The sequence below is a fragment of the Amycolatopsis sp. NBC_01307 genome (assembly GCF_035975215.1).
Taxonomy (GTDB): Bacteria; Actinomycetota; Actinomycetes; order Mycobacteriales; family Pseudonocardiaceae; genus Amycolatopsis.
In genome coordinates this window covers 298,498-317,146 of record NZ_CP108403.1, presented here as the reverse complement: position 1 = coordinate 317,146, position 18,649 = coordinate 298,498, and the positions used below count along the sequence as shown (strand labels likewise).

18 protein-coding genes are annotated in these 18,649 nt (G+C 71.4%); 4 read left to right on the top strand and 14 right to left on the bottom strand.

What is annotated here, in order from left to right; genetic code table 11:
* Positions 1–23: 23 nt before the first annotated feature.
* Genes OG439_RS01550 through OG439_RS01525 form a run of 6 tightly spaced genes read right to left on the bottom strand, consistent with a single transcriptional unit; the run spans position 24 to position 4,209 of the window.
* Positions 24–962, bottom strand: a complete 939-nt coding sequence (locus OG439_RS01550; protein WP_326951464.1) for an ROK family protein — start codon at positions 960–962, stop codon at positions 24–26.
* Between the two features lie 15 nt (positions 963–977).
* The gene (locus OG439_RS01545; protein ID WP_326947555.1) at positions 978–1,394 is read right to left on the bottom strand and encodes a hypothetical protein; all 417 of its coding nucleotides are present in this window, start codon (positions 1,392–1,394) and stop codon (positions 978–980) included.
* Complete coding sequence (locus OG439_RS01540) at positions 1,391–2,524, bottom strand: ArsA family ATPase (protein WP_326947554.1); 1,134 nt, start codon at positions 2,522–2,524, stop codon at positions 1,391–1,393. Before OG439_RS01540 ends, OG439_RS01545 begins: the two co-directional genes overlap by 4 nt.
* Positions 2,525–2,528: 4 nt before the next feature.
* On the bottom strand, positions 2,529–2,963 hold the full coding sequence (locus OG439_RS01535) for an SRPBCC family protein (RefSeq protein WP_326947553.1): 435 nt from the start codon (positions 2,961–2,963) through the stop codon (positions 2,529–2,531).
* Between the two features lie 26 nt (positions 2,964–2,989).
* Entirely contained in the window at positions 2,990–3,784 is a 795-nt protein-coding gene (locus tag OG439_RS01530; RefSeq protein ID WP_326947552.1) for a metallophosphoesterase family protein, read from the bottom strand.
* Positions 3,785–3,795: 11 nt separating this feature from the next.
* A complete protein-coding gene (locus tag OG439_RS01525) occupies positions 3,796–4,209 on the bottom strand; it encodes a polyketide cyclase / dehydrase and lipid transport (RefSeq protein WP_371827641.1) in 414 nt (137 codons plus the stop codon).
* A 132-nt stretch (positions 4,210–4,341) separates the two neighbouring features.
* On the opposite strand from OG439_RS01525, the gene OG439_RS01520 reads away from it, so the two are divergent.
* Complete coding sequence (locus OG439_RS01520; RefSeq protein WP_326947551.1) at positions 4,342–6,138, top strand: AMP-dependent synthetase/ligase; 1,797 nt, start codon at positions 4,342–4,344, stop codon at positions 6,136–6,138.
* Between the two features lie 60 nt (positions 6,139–6,198).
* Here the strand turns inward: OG439_RS01520 and OG439_RS01515 are convergent, their stop codons facing one another.
* From OG439_RS01515 to OG439_RS01500, 4 genes are read right to left on the bottom strand one after another with little or no spacing between them, the layout of a single operon-like run.
* Positions 6,199–7,563 (bottom strand): GH1 family beta-glucosidase, encoded by a 1,365-nt coding sequence (locus tag OG439_RS01515; protein WP_326947550.1) that lies wholly within the window; start codon positions 7,561–7,563, stop codon positions 6,199–6,201.
* Between the two features lie 18 nt (positions 7,564–7,581).
* Positions 7,582–8,469, bottom strand: a complete 888-nt coding sequence (locus tag OG439_RS01510; protein WP_326947549.1) for a carbohydrate ABC transporter permease — start codon at positions 8,467–8,469, stop codon at positions 7,582–7,584.
* Between the two features lie 9 nt (positions 8,470–8,478).
* Positions 8,479–9,414 (bottom strand): carbohydrate ABC transporter permease, encoded by a 936-nt coding sequence (locus OG439_RS01505; protein ID WP_326947548.1) that lies wholly within the window; start codon positions 9,412–9,414, stop codon positions 8,479–8,481.
* A complete protein-coding gene (locus OG439_RS01500; protein ID WP_326947547.1) occupies positions 9,411–10,682 on the bottom strand; it encodes an ABC transporter substrate-binding protein in 1,272 nt (423 codons plus the stop codon). The genes OG439_RS01505 and OG439_RS01500 overlap by 4 nt, the downstream gene beginning before the upstream one ends.
* A gap of 203 nt (positions 10,683–10,885) precedes the next feature.
* Between OG439_RS01500 and OG439_RS01495 the strand changes: the two genes are divergently transcribed.
* On the top strand, positions 10,886–11,923 hold the full coding sequence (locus tag OG439_RS01495) for a LacI family DNA-binding transcriptional regulator (RefSeq protein WP_326947546.1): 1,038 nt from the start codon (positions 10,886–10,888) through the stop codon (positions 11,921–11,923).
* Positions 11,924–11,939: 16 nt separating this feature from the next.
* Here OG439_RS01495 and OG439_RS01490 read toward each other — a convergent pair whose 3' ends face one another.
* Positions 11,940–12,974: an SDR family oxidoreductase gene (locus tag OG439_RS01490; protein WP_326947545.1), complete on the bottom strand. Its 1,035-nt coding sequence runs from the start codon at positions 12,972–12,974 to the stop codon at positions 11,940–11,942.
* 145 nt (positions 12,975–13,119) lie between these two features.
* Here OG439_RS01490 and OG439_RS01485 point away from each other — a divergent pair, with 145 nt between their 5' ends.
* Positions 13,120–13,944, top strand: coding sequence for a helix-turn-helix domain-containing protein (locus OG439_RS01485; RefSeq protein ID WP_326947544.1), 825 nt, complete (start codon positions 13,120–13,122; stop codon positions 13,942–13,944).
* Here OG439_RS01485 and OG439_RS01480 read toward each other — a convergent pair.
* The 3 genes from OG439_RS01480 to OG439_RS01470 form a co-directional block, all read right to left on the bottom strand.
* Positions 13,934–15,040 carry an FAD-dependent oxidoreductase gene (locus OG439_RS01480; protein ID WP_326947543.1) on the bottom strand — a complete coding sequence of 369 codons (1,107 nt, stop codon included), beginning with the start codon at positions 15,038–15,040 and terminating at the stop codon, positions 13,934–13,936. The genes OG439_RS01485 and OG439_RS01480 overlap by 11 nt on opposite strands.
* 79 nt (positions 15,041–15,119) lie before the next feature.
* Entirely contained in the window at positions 15,120–16,091 is a 972-nt protein-coding gene (locus OG439_RS01475) for a ferritin-like domain-containing protein (protein WP_247063207.1), read from the bottom strand.
* Between the two features lie 116 nt (positions 16,092–16,207).
* Positions 16,208–17,455: an aminotransferase class I/II-fold pyridoxal phosphate-dependent enzyme gene (locus OG439_RS01470; protein WP_326947542.1), complete on the bottom strand. Its 1,248-nt coding sequence runs from the start codon at positions 17,453–17,455 to the stop codon at positions 16,208–16,210.
* Between the two features lie 63 nt (positions 17,456–17,518).
* Here OG439_RS01470 and OG439_RS01465 point away from each other — a divergent pair, with 63 nt between their 5' ends.
* Complete coding sequence (locus OG439_RS01465) at positions 17,519–17,995, top strand: hypothetical protein (RefSeq protein ID WP_326947541.1); 477 nt, start codon at positions 17,519–17,521, stop codon at positions 17,993–17,995.
* Positions 17,996–18,649: the final 654 nt, after the last annotated feature.

The window sequence follows — 18,649 nt, the reverse complement described above, 5'->3', positions numbered from 1 at the left end:
ACAGAGCCGCCGGCGGCTCGGGATCAGACCGGGGTCTTGGCCGCCTCCACCGCCAGGGCCGCCGCGCCGACGATCGCCGTGTCGTCGCCCAGGTGGGCCGTGCGGATCCGCGCCAGCGGGCGGTGTCTCGCGCCCGTGATCGCACCCGCGTAGTGCTCGCGGGCCTCGTCCAGGAACAGCGGGGCCGACTCCGACACTCCGCCGCCGATCACGATGATCTCCGGGTCGAAGACGTCCGCGACCAGGGCCAGGCCCTCGCCCAGCCACTTGGCCAGCTCCGCCATGGCCAGCTGGGCGATCGGGTCGCCGTCGCGGGCCGCGCCCGCGACCCGCCGCCCCGTGACCGAGCCCGGGTCGCCCGCGACCTGCGGGGCCAGCACCGTGGAGCGGCCCGGGTGCCGCGCCAGCAGCTCCACCGCCGTCGCGGCGAGGGCCGTTCCGCTGCAGTACCGCTCCCAGCAGCCGTACTTGCCGCACGGGCACGCCCGGCCGCCGCGGACCACCGTCAGGTGACCCAGCTCCGGGGCGACGCCGTACGCGCCGCGGTACAGCTTGCCGTCCAGCAGCAGGCCGGCGCCGATCCCGGTGCCGAGCGCCACCAGCGCGGCGATCTGCGCGCCGCGCGCCGCGCCGAACCGGTGCTCGCCCACGATCGCCGAGTTGACGTCGTGCTCCAGCAGCACCGGCAGGCCGACGCGCTTCTCGATCCGGTCGGCGACCGGCGCGCCGCGCCACGCCAGGTGCGGCGCGAACATCACCGACCGGCGGTCACGCGCGACGAAGCCCGCGACGGCCAGGCCGACCGCCGACACCTCGTGCCGGTTGCGCAGGTCCTCGATCACGCCCGCGATGGCGTCCTCGAGGGCGCCTTCCTCCGTCGGCGTCGAGACCCGGGCCGTGTCGAGCAGCGAGCCACGCTCGTCCACCACACCGGCCCGGATGCTCGTCCCGCCGACGTCCACCCCTATCGTCCGCACTCAGCTCTCCCGATCCGGCCGCCACTCGTCCCGTCTGCGGACGGTGATGTGCTGCACCCTCGCCGACGCCGTCGCATCCGCCGGTGGTCGCGGTGCGGGCCGGAACCCGGGCATGTGGACGCCCTCATCCGGCTCCCAGCGATCCGCGAGCACCGCTCGGAGCAACGCCACGAGCTGGGCCAGCTGTTCCAGCAGCCGCGCAGCAAACTCCGGACGCTCACCCCGCACCACGGCGACGATCGCACACAGCGGACACCACCCGCACGCCGAGGCCTCGGGTTTCGCCTGGTCAGGGTCACCGTGCCCGGCCGCGACCACGCCTTCGAGCCACGGCGCGGCCTTCTCGACGACCATCTCGACGAGCAGCCGGAGCTCTTCGGCCAGGCGCAACCCGTCGGCGACCTCTTCTTCGCTCATCCGCGGCCCCGGTTCCCGGCCAGGCTCACGAGCAGGCCGTCGGCGTCGGATTCCGCGCCGGTGATCCGGCACGGCCGCAGCGACTCCGGCAGGGCGATGAGCCTGCGGAAGCCGTCCACGGTGATCGCCAGGTCGTCGTCGACGCGAGCGAGGTCCACTTCGGCGTCCCGCCCCAGCGGGATCGCGACGCGCAGCGTGTAGCCCCCGGGCGCGGGCCGGACCCGCAGCAGCGGGGTGACCGGGGTGCCGTCGCCGGCCAGCGGGTCGCGGTCGCCGTAGAGCTCGTCGGCGATCCCCAGCAGCGCGGGCAGCCCGACCGGTTCGACGGCCCGGTGCTCGACGCGGGCGACCCGCGTGAACCCGGCCGCGGTCAGCTCGGCGAGCACGGTGTCCTGCTGGGTGCGGCGGGTGCGCAGCCACGACGCGGCGCCGCCGCGCCAGATCCCGGGCGCGGGCATCAGCCGGTTGGCGATCAGGCCGTCGACGGCGATGCCGCGCAGGGCGAGCGAGCTGAGCGTGCGCCGCGCTTCGGCGACGACGACCCGTTCGGGCGTCAGGACGAGCCGGACGGTGGTCACCGACGGCTCGGTGAGCAGCGCGCGCAGGCCTTCGAGGTGCGTGCCGAGGCGGCGCACGGAGTCGGTGACCCGGCCGCGGCGGCCGAACACCCTGGTCAGGTAGCCGGAAACGGCTTCGGGCAGCGCCAGCAGCCGCAGCGTCTCGGCCGTCGGGCCGCAGTCGACGACGATGGTGTCCCACGGGCCGTGCTCGGCCAGCCGCCGGACCTCGCTCAGCGCGAGCAGCTCGTCGACGCCCGGGAGCACGGTCAGCTCTTCGGCGTCGAGGGTGTCGAACCCGGCACCGGACAACGTCGTCTGCAGCTCGGCGCGCAGCTGGTGCCAGGTCGTGTCGACGAGCGTCCGCGAGTCGATCTGGACGGCCGAAAGGAGTGCGTCCACTTCGGACGGTTCGGCGCCGAGGGTGTGGCCGAAGGCGTCGCCGAGCGAGTGCGCCGGGTCCGTGGACGCGACGAGGGTCTTCCTGCCGCGGCCGGCCAGCGCGGCGCCGGTGGCCGCGGCCAGCGTGGTCTTCCCGACACCCCCCTTGCCGGTGAACAGCAGGATCCGCACGTGGTTACCCCTCGGCCCGCTTCTTGAGCTCCTTGAGCGCGGTGTCCATGACCATCTTCTCGGCCTTGCGGCGGAGCAACCCGATCATCGGCAGCGCCAGTTCCACCGAAAGCGTGTACGTCACGCGGGTGCGGCCGCCGAGGTCCTCGAGCGCGTACCGGCCGTTCTGCGCCTTCTGCATCTGGCCCTTGACCAGGTGCCAGCTGACGCCGAGGCCGTCGCCGTCCCACTCGTAGGAGAGGGTGTAGACGTCCTTGATCGGGCCCGCGTCGAGGGTCAGCTTGACCTGCTTGGCCCGGCCTCCGGCGTCGGTGTCCAGGACCTCGGTCTGCCGGACGGCCTTGGCCCATTCCGGGTAGGCGGGGAAGTCGGCGATCACGGCCATCACCCGGCTGGGCTCGGCGTCGACCTCGATGGACTGTGTGGACTGCTCGGCCATGGACGAAGCGTAGCCGCCGCGGCCGGTCACCAGCGCAGCACGTAGGGCTGCCCGGTCTCCTTGAAGTGACCCACGTTACGGCACTCGGTCAGGCCGACCCGGGCGCGGGCGGCCAGGGGCTGGTGCACGTGCCCGAACACCGACCAGCGCGGCCGCTGTTCCCGGATGAGGTCCAGCAGGGCCGCCGAGCCGAGCTCGCTGCGGCGCGCGACGACGTCGTAGGTCAGCTCGGGCAGCGCCGGCGGGGCGTGCGTGCAGAGCACGTCGACCTCGGTGAGCGCGGCGACGCCGGCCTCGTAGTCCGCGCGATCCCGCAGGTAGGGGCGCCAGGCGGCGCCCTTGCGGCGGCGCGGGACGACGCCGTCGGGCAGCAGCGCGCCGCCGACGAACCCGAACCGCAGGCCGCCGATCTCGGCCACTTCGCCGTCCAGCACCCGGATGCCCTCGCCCGCGAACTCGGGCCACAGCGCCGGGGTGTCGACGTTGCCGGGGGTGGCGTAGGTCGGCGCGGTCATCGCCGCGAACAGCGTCGCGTACTGCTCGCGGATGGCCTCGTCGACGGCCGCGCCCGGGTCGTCGAGGCTCGCCCAGAGCGTCCGGGAGTAGGCAACGGTTTCGTCACGGGTGCCCTCGCGGCGCAGCCGGGCGAACTCGCCGACCTTCTCGGCGCCGAAGAGGGCGCCCATGATGCCCTTCTCGTGCTCGCGGTAGTCGACGAAGTCGAGCAGGTCACCGAGCACGACCAGCGCGTCGGCCCCGTCCCCGGCCCGCTTCAGCGCGTCCGCGTTGCCGTGCACGTCCGAGACGACGTGTACCCGCACCCCTGATCCCCTTACTCGTCACCCCGCGGAGGAACTCCGGGCTCGCGCCCGTCCTCCAGGATCTCCTTGAGCCCGAGGGCGATCGCCTTCGCCGCACGGGCCCGCCGGTCGAACTCCCGGCGCAGGTCGCGCGGCGCCAGCGCCCGGGGCGTCCCGGCCGCGTCGGCGGGGGTCGCCCGCAGGAAGTAGTGCAGCAGGGTGCCGTCGAGCACCGGCTCGAGCCAGACCTCCATGGTACCGACGAGCGCTCCACGCACGGTCCAGCGCAGGCCCTTGTCCCCCCGGTCGGTGTAGACCTCGAGCACCAGGTCCGGCCAGTAGCGCGTCCAGGACCTCGGATCGGCGAAGACCGCGGCCACGGTGGCGGGCGGGACGACGAGGAACGTCTCGTCGACGACGTCGAGAGCGGGTGGCGCCTGGTTCACGGAGCGAAGAATGTCACGCCCTCGCCGTGCGACGGCGATCAGCATGGTCTTAAGGTGCTCCTCACGCTAAGTTGACTGGCGGGTAACAGCGGTGTCATCTGCCGCAGCACGCGTTGAACACGGAGGTCCCACGTGCGCGAATACAGCGCTCCCGCCGGCAAGCCGGTGGCCGACGACGAGAACATGGCCGATGTCGTCTGGGCGAACGCGGAGCGGTTCTCCGACGTGGTCAGCTTCCGTCGCCAGGTCGACGGCAGCTGGCTGGACGTCACCGCGAAGGAGTTCGCCGGCGAGGTACTGGCCGTCGCCAAGGGCATGGCCCAGGCCGGGATCGGCCGCGGCGACCGCGTCGCGATCATGTCGAAGACGCGCTACGAGTGGACGCTGATCGACTTCGCGATCTGGGCGGCCGGCGCGGTGACGGTCCCGATCTACGACACCTCGTCCCCCGAACAGGTGTTCTGGATCCTCTCCGACTCGGCCGCGAAGGGTGTGTTCGTCGAGACGAACGGCCACGCCGGCGCCGTCGACGAGATCCGCGACCGGCTCACCGAGCTGAACCACACCTGGCAGATCGAGGGCGACTCCCCCGCCGTCGAGGAGCTGTCCGCGCTCGGCGCGACGCTGTCCGACGACGAGCTGCACGAGCGCCGCCGCGAGGTCGTCGCCGACGAGCTCGCCACGATCGTCTACACCTCGGGCACCACCGGCCGCCCCAAGGGCGTCGAGCTGACCCACCGGAACCTGCTGGCCGAGATCCGGGCCGACATCGAGGCGTTCCCGCAGCTGATGGAGCAGGGCAACTCGCTGCTGGTCTTCCTGCCGCTGGCGCACGTGCTGGCCCGCGCGATCGCCGTGACGGCGCTGTCCGCCCGGGTCACCCTCGGGCACACCCCGGACGTCAAGAACCTGGTCCCCGACCTGGGCACCTTCCGGCCGACGTTCGTGGTCGCCGTGCCGCGCGTGTTCGAGAAGGTCTACAACTCGGCGAAGCAGAAGGCCCACGGCGACGGCAAGGGCAAGATCTTCGACGCCGCCGAAGCCGTCGCGGTCGCCTACAGCGAGGCGCAGGACAAGGGCGGCGCCGGGCTCGGCCTGAAGGCCAAGCACCTGGTGTTCGACAAGCTCGTCTACGGCAAGCTGCGCGCGGCCCTCGGTGGCCGCTGCGTCGCCGCCGTGTCGGGCGGGGCCCCGCTCGGCGCGCGGCTGGCGCACTTCTTCCGCGGCATCGGCGTCCCGGTCTTCGAGGGCTACGGCCTGACCGAGACGTCGGCGGCGGCCAACGTCAACACCCAGTCGGCGTTCCGCGTCGGCACGGTCGGCAAGCCGGTCAACGGCACGTCGGTCCGCATCGCCGACGACGGCGAGGTCATGCTCAAGGGCGACGTCGTCTTCCGGGCGTACTACAACAACCCGCAGGCGACGGCCGAGTCGCTCACCGACGGCTGGTTCCACACCGGCGACATCGGCGAGCTGGACGTCGACGGCTTCCTCAAGATCACCGGCCGCAAGAAGGAGATCATCGTGACGGCGGGCGGCAAGAACGTCGCCCCGTCCGGCCTCGAGGACACCATCAAGGCGGCCCCGCTGGTGAGCCAGGCGATGGTGGTCGGCGACCAGCGCCCGTTCATCGCGGCGCTGGTGACGGTGGACGAGGAGTACTTCCCGTCCTGGAAGTCCCAGCACGGCAAACCCGCCGGCGCGTCGGTCGCGGACCTGGCCACCGACGCCGACCTGCTGGCGGAGATCCAGACGGCGGTCGACGAGGCCAACAAGACGGTCTCGAAGGCCGAGGCGATCAAGAAGTTCACCGTGCTGGCCAACGACTTCACCGAGCAGGGCGGCGAGATCACGCCGAGCCTGAAGCTGAAGCGCAACGTGGTGACCAAGAACTACGCGACCGACATCGAGGCCCTGTACAAGAAGTAGCCGAATGCCGTGAAGGCCTCCTTACCGGCTCTTATGGCCGGTAAGGAGGCCTTCACGGCATTACGGGGTGTGCTGGGCCGCGATGTGGTCGCGGTACCAGCGGTAGCTCGCCCTCGGCGTGCGGCGCTGCGTCGTGTAGTCGACGTGCACCAGGCCGAAGCGGTGCTTGTAGCCGTGGGCCCACTCGAAGTTGTCCAGCAGCGACCAGGCGAAGTAGCCGCGCAGGTCGACGCCGGCGTCGAGGGCCTCCTGGGCCGCCGCCAGGTGGTCGCTCAGGAAGCTGATGCGCTCGTAGTCGGCGAAGTCGCTGCGGTCCGGGTAGACGCAGCCGTTCTCGGTGACGTACACCGGCGGCAGGTCCGGGTAGCCGTTGTGCAGCGCGACCAGGGCTTCGGTGAGGCCCTCCGGCTCGACCGGCCAGCCCATGCCGGTGCGCGGGACGTCCGGCAGGCGCGTCGTGTCCACCCCGATGTCGGCGAGGGTCCGCCGCGCCGGGTCCGGCTCGCGCGGGGGCGCGTCGGCGACGTGCTGCCGGTAGTAGTAGTTGACGCCCAGGTAGTCCAGTGGCTGCCCGATCGTCGCCAGGTCGCCGTCGTGGCGGAACGAGAAGTCCGATGCCGCCCCGAACATCGCCTTCAGGCCCGGCGCGTAGCGGCCGCCGAACAACGGCTCGGTGAACTGCCGGCGCAGCAACGTGTCCTGCCGCGCCGCGGCCGCGGCGTCGGCCGCCGAGTCCGTGACCGGCACCGCCGGGGACTGGTTGAGCACGACGCCGAACCGGTGCGTGTGCGCGGCCTGCGCCCGCATCGCCTGCACCGCCAGGCCGTGGCCGAGCAGCAGGTGGTGGGCGGCGGCCAGCGCGCCGTGGCCCTCCTTCGCCCCGGGCGCGTGCCGGCCCTCGCCGTAACCCGCGACCGCGCACGGGTACGGCTCGTTCAGCGTCGTCCAGTGGTCGACGAGGTCGCCGAGCTCCTCGTGGACCAGGGCGGCGTAGTCGGCGAACCGGTGGGCCGTGTCCCGCGCCCGCCAGCCGCCCTCGTCCTCCAGGGCTTGGGGCAGGTCCCAGTGGTAGAGCGTCAGGAACGGCTCGATCCCGTGGTCCCGCAGCCCTTCCACCAGCCGCCGGTAGAAGTGCAGGCCGCGCCATTCGACGCGGCCGCGGCCCTCCGGCTGCACCCGCGGCCACGACACGGAGAACCGGTAGGAGTCGACGCCGAGCTCGCCGAGCAGCTCGAGGTCCTGCTCCCAGCGTTCGTAGTGCTCGGCCGCGGGCTCGCCGGTGTCACCACCGGCGATGGCGCCCGGCACGGCGGCGAAGGTGTCCCAAATGGACGGTCCGCGGCCGTCTTCGGTGGTGGCGCCCTCGATCTGGAACGCCGATGTGGCCACACCCCAGCGGAAGCCGGGCGGGAAACTGGAAGTCACGGATCTCTCCCGGGAGGCTCAGCCCTTGAGGGCGCCCTGCATGATGCCGCCGACGATCTGGCGGCCGAACAGCAGGAACACGAGAAGGACGGGGATGGTGCCGAGGGTCGCGGCGGTGAGCACGAGCGTGTAGTCGGTGGTGTAGCCACTGGCCAGTGTGGACAGTGCCGTTTGGACGGTCGGGTTCTCCGGCACCAGCACCACCAGCGGCCAGAAGAAGTCGTTCCACGCCTGCATGAACGTGAACAGGCCGAGCACCGCCGCGGCCGGGCGGGCCGTGGGCAGCGCGACGTGCCAGAACAGCCGCAGCGAGCCGCAGCCGTCCATCCGCCCGGCTTCCAGCAGTTCCAGCGGCAGCGCCCGCTCGAAGTACTGGCGCATGAAGAACACACCGAACGCGGTGACCAGGCCCGGCACGATGACCGCCTGCAGCTGCCCGGCCCAGCCGAAGTCGGCCATCATGATGTAGAGCGGCACGACACCCAGCTCGGTCGGGATCGCCTGGGTGGCGACCACCAGGAGCAGCAGCAGGGTGCGGCCGCGGAAGCGCATCTTGGCGAAGGCGAACCCGGCGAGCGTCGAGAACAGCACCACCGACAGCGTGATGGTGCCCGAGACGATCACCGAGTTCGCCAGCGCCAGCCCGAAGTTCGTCTCGTCGAAGACCCGGGCGATGTTCTCGAACAGGTGCCCGCCCGGCACCAGCACCGGCGGCACGCTGCCCACCGCGTCCGGCGTCTGCGACGAGACGACGAACGACCAGTAGACCGGGAACGCCGAGCCGGCCAGGATCGCGACCAGCGCGGCGTAGGTCCACGGGCTGGTGACGCGCTGGGTGAACCGCCGCGTCCGGCTCGGTGGCCGGGCCTCGGCGGGTGCCGAGGTCGAGGTCAGCACGGTGGACATGTCCGCTCCTCAATCGGTCTGGATGCGCCGGGTCACCAGGTACGCCACGCCCGCCACGAGCATCGTGGCGATCGCCAGCAGCAGCGCCACCGCGGAGCTGTAGCCGAAGTCGTACTTGCTGAAACCCTGTTCGTAGAGGTAGAGCGCGGCGGTCTGGAACTGCCGGTCGGACCCGCCGGTCGCGGCCGCGGTGCCCGGGTTGAACAACAGCGGCTCGGCGAGCAGCCGCATGTTCCCGGTCGTCGCGATCACCGTGGAGAAGATGATCTGCGGCCGCAGCAGCGGCACGGTGATCCGCAGGAACTGCTGGTGCCCCTTCGCGCCGTCGAGCGTCGCGGCCTCGTACAGGCTCGACGGGATCGCCTGCATCGACGCCAGGAAGATCAGCGCGTGGTAACCGGTCCAGCGCCAGACGACCATCGACGCGATCGCGGCGTGCGAGCTGGCCGTGCCCGCCTGCCAGTCGACGTGCCCGGCGCCGAACCAGCTCAGCACCCAGTTCACCAGCCCGAAGTCCCGGCCGAACAGCTGCGCGAAGATGATCGTGACCGCCGCCACCGAGGTGATGTTCGGCAGGATCATGCCGGTCCGGAACAGCGTCCGGCCGCGCAGCCTGCGGTTGAGCAGGTGCGCGATGCCGAGCGCGAACAGGATCTGCGGGATCGTGGTCAGCAGCCACAGGCTGACCGTGTTCCCCATCGCGTTCCAGAAGTACGGGTCGTGGAACAGCAGTTCCCGGTAGTTGTCCAGCCCGATGAACTTCGCGCCCTCGGCGTCGAGCAGGTTGCGCTTCTGCAGCGACACGAAAGCCGTGTACAGCAACGGGAACAACCCGAAGACACCGAAGATCAGGAAGTACGGGCTGATGAAGCCGAACGGCGAGAGCTTGACGTCCCAGTGCGCCCGCCGGTCGGCGAAGCTCAGCTTCGGCACGGAAGCCGTCACTTGAGCTTCGAGACGTCACCGACCAGCTGCTGCCAGGCCGCCGCGCCGTCCTGCTTGCCCTGCTCGACGCGCTGCATCGCGTTGCCGAACTCGGTCTGCACGTCGCCGGCCTTCGGGCCCTGGTACTGCGGGTTCAGGTTCTTCGCCGCGTCGGTGAAGAGCTTGCCGACGGGCGCGTTGTTGAAGAACGGGTTCGTGTAGGAAGTGATCTTCGGGTCGGTGTAGAGCGACGGCGTCGAGGGCAGCAGGCCCTGGCTGGTGAACACCTTCGCCTGCTGCTCGGGCGCGGTCAGCCAGGCGGCGAGGTCGGCGGCCTCGGCGGTGTGCTTGCCCTGCTTGGGCACGGTCAGGTACGAGCCGCCCCAGTTGCCGCCGCCACCGGGCACGCTGGCGACGTCCCACTTGCCGGCGGTGTCCGGCGCCTGGTCCTTGATCTTGGTCATCATCCAGGCCGGGCAGGTCACGGTGGCGAACTGGCCCTGGGTGAAGCCGGTGTTCCAGGTCGGCGTGCTGTAGAGCAGGCCGGCGCTCAGGTTCGCCTTGACGGCGTCGACGACCTGGTCCCAGCCGGTCCGCAGCGCCGGGTTGCTGTCGACGACGAGCTGGTCACTGGTGTCGTAGTAACCGGTCGGGGCCTGGCCGAAGATCGCGTTGAGCACGGTCGGGCCGCCGTCCATCCACTTGACGCCGTTCGGCGCCTTGGCCTGGAAGCGCTTGCCGGCGTCGAAGAACGCCTGCCAGGTGGGCCAGAGCGCGGAGACGGCCTCGCGGTCGGCGGGCAGGCCGGCGGCCTGGAGCAGGTCACGGCGGTAGCAGATGGCCAGGCCGCCGACGTCGGTGCCGTAGCCGATCTGCTGCCCGCCCTTGGCGAGCGACGCCGACCACTTCCAGCCGAGCCAGCGGTCCTTGAGCTTGTCGCCGCCGACGGTGTTGAGGTCGACGAACTTGTCCGGCGTCGCCTTGAACTGGGCGACGTAGCCGGTGTCGATGGCCTCGATGTCCGCGGCGCCGCCCCCGGTGGCCAGGTGCGCGGCCAGGTTCTTGTGGTGGTCGGAGTAGGCCGCGGTACGCTCGGTGATCTCGATGTTCGGGTGCGCCGCCTGGTACTCCTTGATCAGGTCGGTGTAACCGAAGTTGCCGAAGAGCCCGAGGCTGAGCTTGACCTTGCCGCCGCCGCTCCCGCCGTCGCCGCCGCTGCAGGCGCTCAGGGCGGTGACGGCGGCCAGCACGGCCACCAGGACCATGCGGGTTCTCGTGTTCGGGCGCATGAGATCTCCGTTGTTCTGCTGAAAGCGCGCGGAAACACCGCGGCCACCGGGAACGTGTCTCCGGGGCCGGGCGAGAATGTGGCCTCTATGAGAGCGCTCCCAGGCTCGTGCGTCAAGTAACGAAGAGATAACAGCACCGCGAATTTTTCGAAGCAGGGGTCGATGTGCTAGTTATGTAACCGGTTACAGCCGAAGGAGCCGCCATGGTCACCGCCCGCGAAATCGCCGAGCTCTGCGGCGTCTCCGTCGCCACCGTTTCCCGGGTTTTCAACCAGCCGGCGTCGGTCAGCGGGCCGACCCGCGAACGCGTCGAGCGGGTCGCCCGCGAGCTGGACTTCTCCCCCAACGAGTCGGCGCGCGCGTTGTCGCGCAAGCAGTCGGCGATGATCGGGCTGGTCTGGGACACCGACCACCGGCGGCCCGGCTGGCGCCACCCGTTCCTGCAGGACCTGTTGCTGGGCTTGAAGTCCGCACTCAGCTCGCACGGGTACCACCTGCTGATGCTCGCCACGAGCGACGACGCGCGCAGCCGCACCCCCGGCGTCTCCCTGGCCGACCCGGTCGCCTACGTCCGGATGACGCGCCGGCACCACCTGGCCGGGCTGGTGCTGATCGACAGCGGTTCGGACGCGGAGGCGTTCACGGCGTTCGCCCGGTCCGGCCTGCCGTGCGTCGCGCTCGACGTCGCGATCTCCGGTCCCAAAGCGACGTACGTGACGTCCGACAACGTCCGCGGCGCGGCGGACGCCGTCCGGCACCTGGCCGGGCTCGGGCACCGCCGGATCGCGACGCTTACCGGCCCGCGCGACAACGCCCCGGCCGCCGAGCGCACCCGGGGCTATCGGGAGGGCCTCGCCGCGGCGGGCCTCGAGGCGCGCGACGACTACGTCGTGTCCGGGGACTACTACCGCGAAAGCGGTTTCGTCGGCATGCGCCGGCTGCTGGCCCGCAAGGAACCCCCGACGGCGGTCTTCGCGGCGAGCGACGAGATGGCGGTGGGTGCCCTGCTCGCGGCCCGCGCGACGGGCCTGCGCGTCCCGGACGACCTGGCGGTGGTCGGCTTCGACGACATCGAGGTCGCGTCCCTTGTGGACCCGGCGCTGACGACGGTGGCCCAGGACAAGCCGGGTTTCGGCACGGCGGCCGCGGAGGCGTTGCTGAAGATGATCGAGACGGACGCGGCCCCGGAACCGGTGCTGCTGCCGACCAGGCTGGTGGTCCGCGGCTCCTGCGGCGCCTAGCGCCCCTTTCCTTGCGTCAGGCCGAAACCAGCGACTTGCGGAGCATGCTTTCGCCGGCGGCCACGACCGCCTCCGCCGACTCCCGCGGCGTCCAGCCCAGCACCGAGCGGGCCTTCTCGTGGGAAATCTTCTTGACGAAGCCGAGTTCGGCCGCGATGGTCCGGAACTCCGCCGAGAACACGGCGCCCGCCCGCACGACGAGGTTCGGGATGGTGCGGGTCGGCACCTTCTTCGCGCTCTCGCCGAAGTTCTCCTTGAGCAGCGCGCCGATCTCCTTCATCGCCATCGAAGGACCGCTGGCGAGCAGGAACCGCTGTCCCACGGCGCCGTCGGCCGTCATCGCCAGGATGTGCGCGCTCGCCACGTCGCGGACGTCGACGATCGGGACGTACATGTCCGGGTAGCCGGGGATCTTCCCCGCGAGAAGCCGCTGCACGATGTGGTTGGCGCCGGACACCTCCCGGCCCATGACCGGACCCATGACGGCGACGGGCAGGACCGTCGTCAGCTCCAGGGCGCCGCCCTCGTCGCGGACGAAGTCCCACGCGGCGCGCTCGGCGAGGATCTTGCTCTTGCCGTAGGCGTCGACGCCGGGCCCGTCGAGCACGGACCAGTCGTCCTCGGTGAAGGCGCGATCGAGGTGCGGGTGCCCGAAGCCGACCGCGTGGAACGCCGAGGTGAGCACCACGCGCCGGACCCCGCCGTCCCGGGCGGCGCGCAGCACGCGGAGGGTGCCGTTGCGGGCGGGGACGATGACGTCGTCGTCGTTCGCGACCTTGCCCGGCTGGACCGGCGACGCGACGTGGAGGACGTAGTCGCAGCCGTCGACCGCCTCGGCCCAGCCGCGGTCGTCGGTGAGGTCGGCGGCCACGAAGCTCAGCGCGTCACCGTGCGTCATGCCGGCGTCGGTCAGCACCGCGCGGACGGCCTGCTCCTTCGCGAGCGACCGCACCGTGGTGCGAACCCGGTACCCCTGCTCCAAGAGCTGGAGGATGCAGTGCCCGGCGATGAAGCCCGAGCCGCCGGTGACGAGAACCCGCTGCGTGCTCATGTGTTCTTTCCCATCGGAGTGTGTGCCGCCATCTTGATCTCGACCACGACGATCCGCCGGGTGAAGCAGCCGTGCCAGTGCTCCGCTCAGCCAGGGGGATGACAGGACCCCCCACATCGGGTGACCTCGGCTTATCGTGGGGCCCATGGCCGACCGGAACCAGCTGGGCGCGTTCCTGCGGGCGCGCCGCGAGCTCGTCACCCCCGAAGAGGCGGGGGTGCCCGTGGTGGGGCTGCGCCGGGTGCCCGGGCTGCGACGCGAGGAGGTCGCGATGCTGGCCGGGATCAGCGCCGACTACTACCTGCGGCTGGAACGCGGCCGCGACCGCAGCCCGTCCGCGCAGGTCCTGCGGTCCCTGGCCCGGGTGTTCCGGCTGGACGACGACTCGACGGCGTACCTGCTCGGCCTCGCCGGGGACGCGCCTCGCCGGCCCCGGCGGCGGCGTCGGGAGACCGTGCCGCCCAGCACCGCCGCGTTCCTGGCGATGCTGCCCGTGCCCGCCTTCGTCGAGGGCCGCTACCTGGACGTCCTGGCCGCAAATCCCCTGGCCACGGCCCTGTCACCCTGCCTGGTCCCCGGGGCCAACCGGCTCCGCGACGTCCTGCTCGACCCCGGCGAGCAGGCTCTGTTCGTCGGCTGGGAGAGGGCGGCCGAGGTCCTGGTCGCGCACCTGCGCGAGGCGGCCGGCACCGACACCGACGACGCCCGGTTCGTCGAGCTCGTCGGCGAGCTCTCCCTGGCCAGCCCGCTCTTCCGCCGCCTGTGGGCCCGCCACGACGTCCGCGCCCGCGGAGCGGCCGCGATCACCTTCCACCACCCGCAGGTCGGCGAGATCACCCTGAACCGCGAGAAACTCCTGGTCAGCGGGACCGACGGGGTCATGCTGGTCGCCTACCACGCCACGCCCGGCACCGAGGCGGACAAGCTGGCGTTGCTCAGCGCGACGGTCGCGGACCGCGTCAGCCGGTGATCTTCGCGTCCCAGTCGATGTGGTGCGAGTACAGCCAATCCCGCTCTTCGCCGACGTCCTGGCCCGCGCTCGCCGCCACCAGCTTCTCGACGCGCTCGCGCCGCAGTCCTTCGTACGCGGCGAACGCCGAGACCGGGTCCGGCAGGTCACGCAGGCACTTCGCCAGCACGACGCTGTCCTCCAGGGCCATCGACGCGCCCTGGCCCGCGGCCGGGGACGCCGCGTGGGCCGCGTCGCCGGCCAGCACCATCTCCGGCGTCGACCACAGCCGTGTCTCGGGGACGTCGTAGGAGTGACCGCCGAAGACCTCGTCGCCCGTGGCCGCGATGATGTCCGCGCAGGGCAGCGGTTCCCCGGCGAACGCCGCGTGTGCGAACGCGCGCCAGCCGGCCGGGGTGACCGCCGCGATCTCGGCGCGGGGCCGCTCCTCGTCCGGGATGCGGGCGAACCAGAACGTCGCGCCGTCCGGGTCGGTCGTGAAGCCGAAGGCCGCCTTGCTGCCGCGGACCATCCGGTAGATCCCCGGCGCCGCGGGCAGGCCTTCGGCGCGCGTGTAGCCGTAGACGACGGTCAGCCCGGTGTAGCGCGGCTCGTCGGCGGCCGGGTCGATCAGGCGCCGCACCACCGAACGCAGGCCGTCGGCGCCGACCAGGACGTCACCCGTTTCGGTGACGCCGTCGGCGAACTCCGCCGTGACGCCGCCTGGGACGGTCTTGGCGCCGGTCAGCCGCCGGCCGCGCTCGATCGCGATCCCCCGGCGCGCCGCTTCGTCCTGCAGGACGCGGTAGAGCGTCGCGCGGGTCAGCGTGCGCGGGCCGTCGAGCCCCTCGGTGTCGAACTCCCGCCGTCCCACGGTTTCCCCGGTCGGGACGACGAGCTCGACGCCGAACGCGGCGAAGGACGCGTCGATCACCGGGCCGTCGGCACCGATCGCCCGCAGGGCGTCCATGCCGTTGTGCATGAGCGTCAGGAACGCGCCGATGTCTTCCCCGCCCGAAGCGTGGGCCTCGAACACGACCGGGTCGTGTCCCGCCAGCTTCAGCGCCATCGCCGTGACCGTGCCGGAAATCCCGCCACCCGCGACCAGTACCCGCACCCCGCGCCCCCCGAGAAACTCCGCCGTGAACTCCGCATGCCGCCGTGCACGACGTTACCGTGACGGCGGCACGCGGCGCTCACTCCTTGGCACCGCTGGTGGCGATGTCGCCGTTGAGGCCGCGCGGGAAGAAGCCGCCCGAGGAGACCTTGTCCGGGTTGAGGTAGGCGATGTTGAGCACGCGGTCGGCGGAGCGGCCGAACGCGATGCCGTTGGCGTCGGCGGGGACGAGGTTGGCCTTGCCGTCCTTGAGCACGCCCTCGTCGTCGTCCGCCTTGCCGTCGAGGCTGTCACGGGCGTCGGAGATCTTGTTGGTGACGTCGCCGAGGCCGCGTTCGAACAGCTGCGAGCGCACGATGCCCGCGTGGTACGCCTCGACCGCGAGGATGCCGGCCGCCGCGTCGAGGAACGTCTTGTTGTTCACCAACGGGGCCGCGCCCTTGTACGCCGAGACGCCGACGTCCTCGAAGAGGTAGGCGGCGAGCAGGAAGTTGTTCTCGCTCGCGAACGGGTCGAACGTCTGGTACTGGTTGATGATCCCGGCGGCCTGCATGGCCGCGGTGAAGCTGTTCTGGAAGTCGATCTCCGGCTGCGCGACGGCGGCCTTGTCGAGCGCCTTGCGCAGGAAGGTGACGTGGGCGACCTCGTCGCCGGCGATCTCCTGCGCGATCTGCTTGGTGTGCTCGCTCTTGAACTGCACCGCGTGCCCGCCGGAGACCTTGCCGAGGTTGCCGACGCCGTTGATGTACTTGTCGTTCAGCCCGTAGCCGTAGACCGCGAACGAGTAGAGGTTCGCTTCCAGGTACTCCAGGTTGAGCGCGAAGTTCAGCACCGCGGCGTCGCTGGCCGCCTCCTTCGCGGCGTCGCCCTGCTCCGGGTACTGCGAAGTCGCGCCGGCCGAGCCGAGGCCCAAGGACAGCGCGGTACCGAGCGCGCCGGCGCCCGCGACGCCGAGCCCCGCCGCTCCCGCAGCCTTCAGAAAGCGGCGGCGGTCGGTCGCGTTCTCCGCGCTGCGCTCGATCAGCTGCTGTGTGTAGCGTTTTCCGAACACCGGGGGACGTCCTCTCGTGACGAGTTCGTCCACCTCACCCACCGGTCATACGTACCCGGACGGCCCCCGGCTCGGTCAAAACGGAAAAAAGTTCTTGCCGGTTTTGTTTGCCCTGGTCAGGAGCGCTGCGCCGCGGCGAGCCGGACGCAGACGGCCAGCGCGCGGACAGCCTCTTCGACGTCGGCGAGCTTCGGGAACGTCGGCGCGACGCGGATGACGGCGTCGGCCGGGTCGTCGCCGTGCGGGTGCGTCGCGCCGGCGGGGGTCAGCGCGACCCCGGCCTCCTTGGCCAGCCGCACGACCTCCTTCGCGGTGCCCTCGGGCACGGTCAGCGACACGAAGTAGCCCCCGGTCGGCTTGGTCCAGGAGACCAGGCCGGAGTCGCCGAGCTCCTCGGTGAGGATGCGGTCGACGGCCTCGAACTTCGGGCCGATGACCTCGGCGTGCTTGCGCATGTGCGCGCGGACGCCGTCCTCGTCCTTGAGGAACAGCGCGTGGCGGAGCTGGTTGACCTTGTCGGAGCCGATGGTGCGCTTGCCGATCAGGCCGGTCCACCAGGCGAGGTTGGCCTCGGACGCGCCGAAGAAGCCGACGCCGCCACCCGCGTAGGTGATCTTCGAGGTCGAGCCGAAGACGAACGGGCGGTCGGCGTGGCCGGCCTCGGCGCTGAGCGCGAGGATGTCGGCGAGGGCCGGCTCGTCGTCGGTCAGGTGGTGCACGGCGTAGGCGTTGTCCCAGAAGATCCGGAAGTCCGGCGCCGCGGTGGTCATCGTGGCCAGCCGGCGCACGACGTCGTCACTGAACGTGACGCCGGTCGGGTTGCTGTACTTCGGCACGCACCAGATGCCCTTGATCCCGGCGTCCTCGGCGACGAGCCGCTCGACGACGTCCATGTCCGGGCCCTCGTCGGTCATCGGGACCGGGATGAGCTCGATGCCGAACCGCTCGGTGAGCGCGAAGTGGCGGTCGTAGCCCGGCACGGGCGCGAGGAACGCGACGCGCGGCTCGTCGGCCCAGCGGCGCTCGGCGCCGGGGACCTTGCTGAGCAGGGCGTGCACGACGGCGTCGTGCATCAGCTCGAGGCTGGAGTTGCCCGCGGCGAGCAGCTGCTCGGCCGGCACCTGCAGGGCGCCGGCGAAGATGCGCCGGAGCTCCGGCAGGCCCTTGAGGCCGCCGTAGTTGCGGACGTCGGTGCCGTCCTCGGCCTTGAAGGAGCCGTCACCGGGGAGAGCGAGCAGCGCGTTCGCGAGGTCGAGCTGCTCGGGGGCCGGCTTGCCACGGGTGATGTCGAGCGAGAGGCCGCGGTCGACGAGGGCCGCGTAGTCGGCGCGGGCCGTGTCGACGTCGACGGAAGCAGAGGTCATGGTGTCAACGCTAAACCCGGCGTCGATACCATTTCGGGGCGGGTCCTGGCTAGGGTGGTTGGTGTGCACCTAGTCGTCCACGCCGACCAGCGCCAGTTCTCGGTCCGCGATTCCGGGTCGAAGCTGAACGGCAGCGGCTGGACCGAGCAGGCGGTGGACAACCGCCTGGCCGCGGAGCCGGCCGGCCTCGCGATAGTGACGGCCCGCTCGGACCTGGTGGAGTCATCGGTGACGCTCACGCCCGGTCCGCCGCCGGTGCTGGTCGCGGCCGAGCACGTCGTGGAAGCAGATCTTCCGGTGCCGAGCGGGAAACTCGTGATTTCCGGGCCCGCGGACTACCCGTCGCAGGAAAGGTTCTTTTCGGTACTGCCGGGGCTGTACCGGGCGCGGGTGTCGTACGTCCCGGCAGGCCCGCCGGCGACGGAGTGGAACGAGCACGAGTTCGGCGAGCACTTCCGGTACGTGGTGGAGATGTGGCCGACGTCGGCGCCCTCGGAGGTCGAGGTGCTGAGGCAGGGCGCGACCGTCTGGGATGGCTAGTGCCGCGGGTCTGGCAATGTGTTTGGTCCAGGCCACTACGGCATGGAGAGCGACCGCGGAGCGGTAGACGATGGCGAGTTCGCAGTAGCGGGTGGGCGCCCGCCGCGGGAACCGCGGCGTTTGCGGTGCCCGGCCTGGTCAGCTGGCTCAGGCCTCGCCGCAGTGATGCCCGCGGGCACGCAAATGTCCGCGGATCGCCCGAGACGAGTAAGCCTTGTCTCCGCGGACACAGTCGGGGCGCCTGCGGGCTCGGTTCGACGGATTGCCAAGTGCCGCATCAAGTGCGGGAACATCGATGCGTCCGCGGCTTGCCCGGGACCGGTCAACGTCACCAGTGGTCGGCCGTCCCCGTCGACGAGGTGGTGCACTGTGGTGCTTCAAGCGCCCCGGAACGCCTGATCGCGTGATCAGGCGGATCGCTGAGCAGATCAGCGCCGCGGGTCTGAGGTGGCCGCGGGTGTCGATGGAGGATTCGGGACGCTGGGCGTCCAGAAAGCTCCATCCACGAACGCTGACGACTCGGCCGCTGCGGGGCTCTGACGGCGGCACCTTCAGGAAGCCTGGCGTTGCGCGTCGACAGCGGTCTGGCATCGCGTCCCGGGGCGGGGCCCGTTGATAGGGCTCGGCGAGCGAACCGTTCCGCTCGCCACCGGC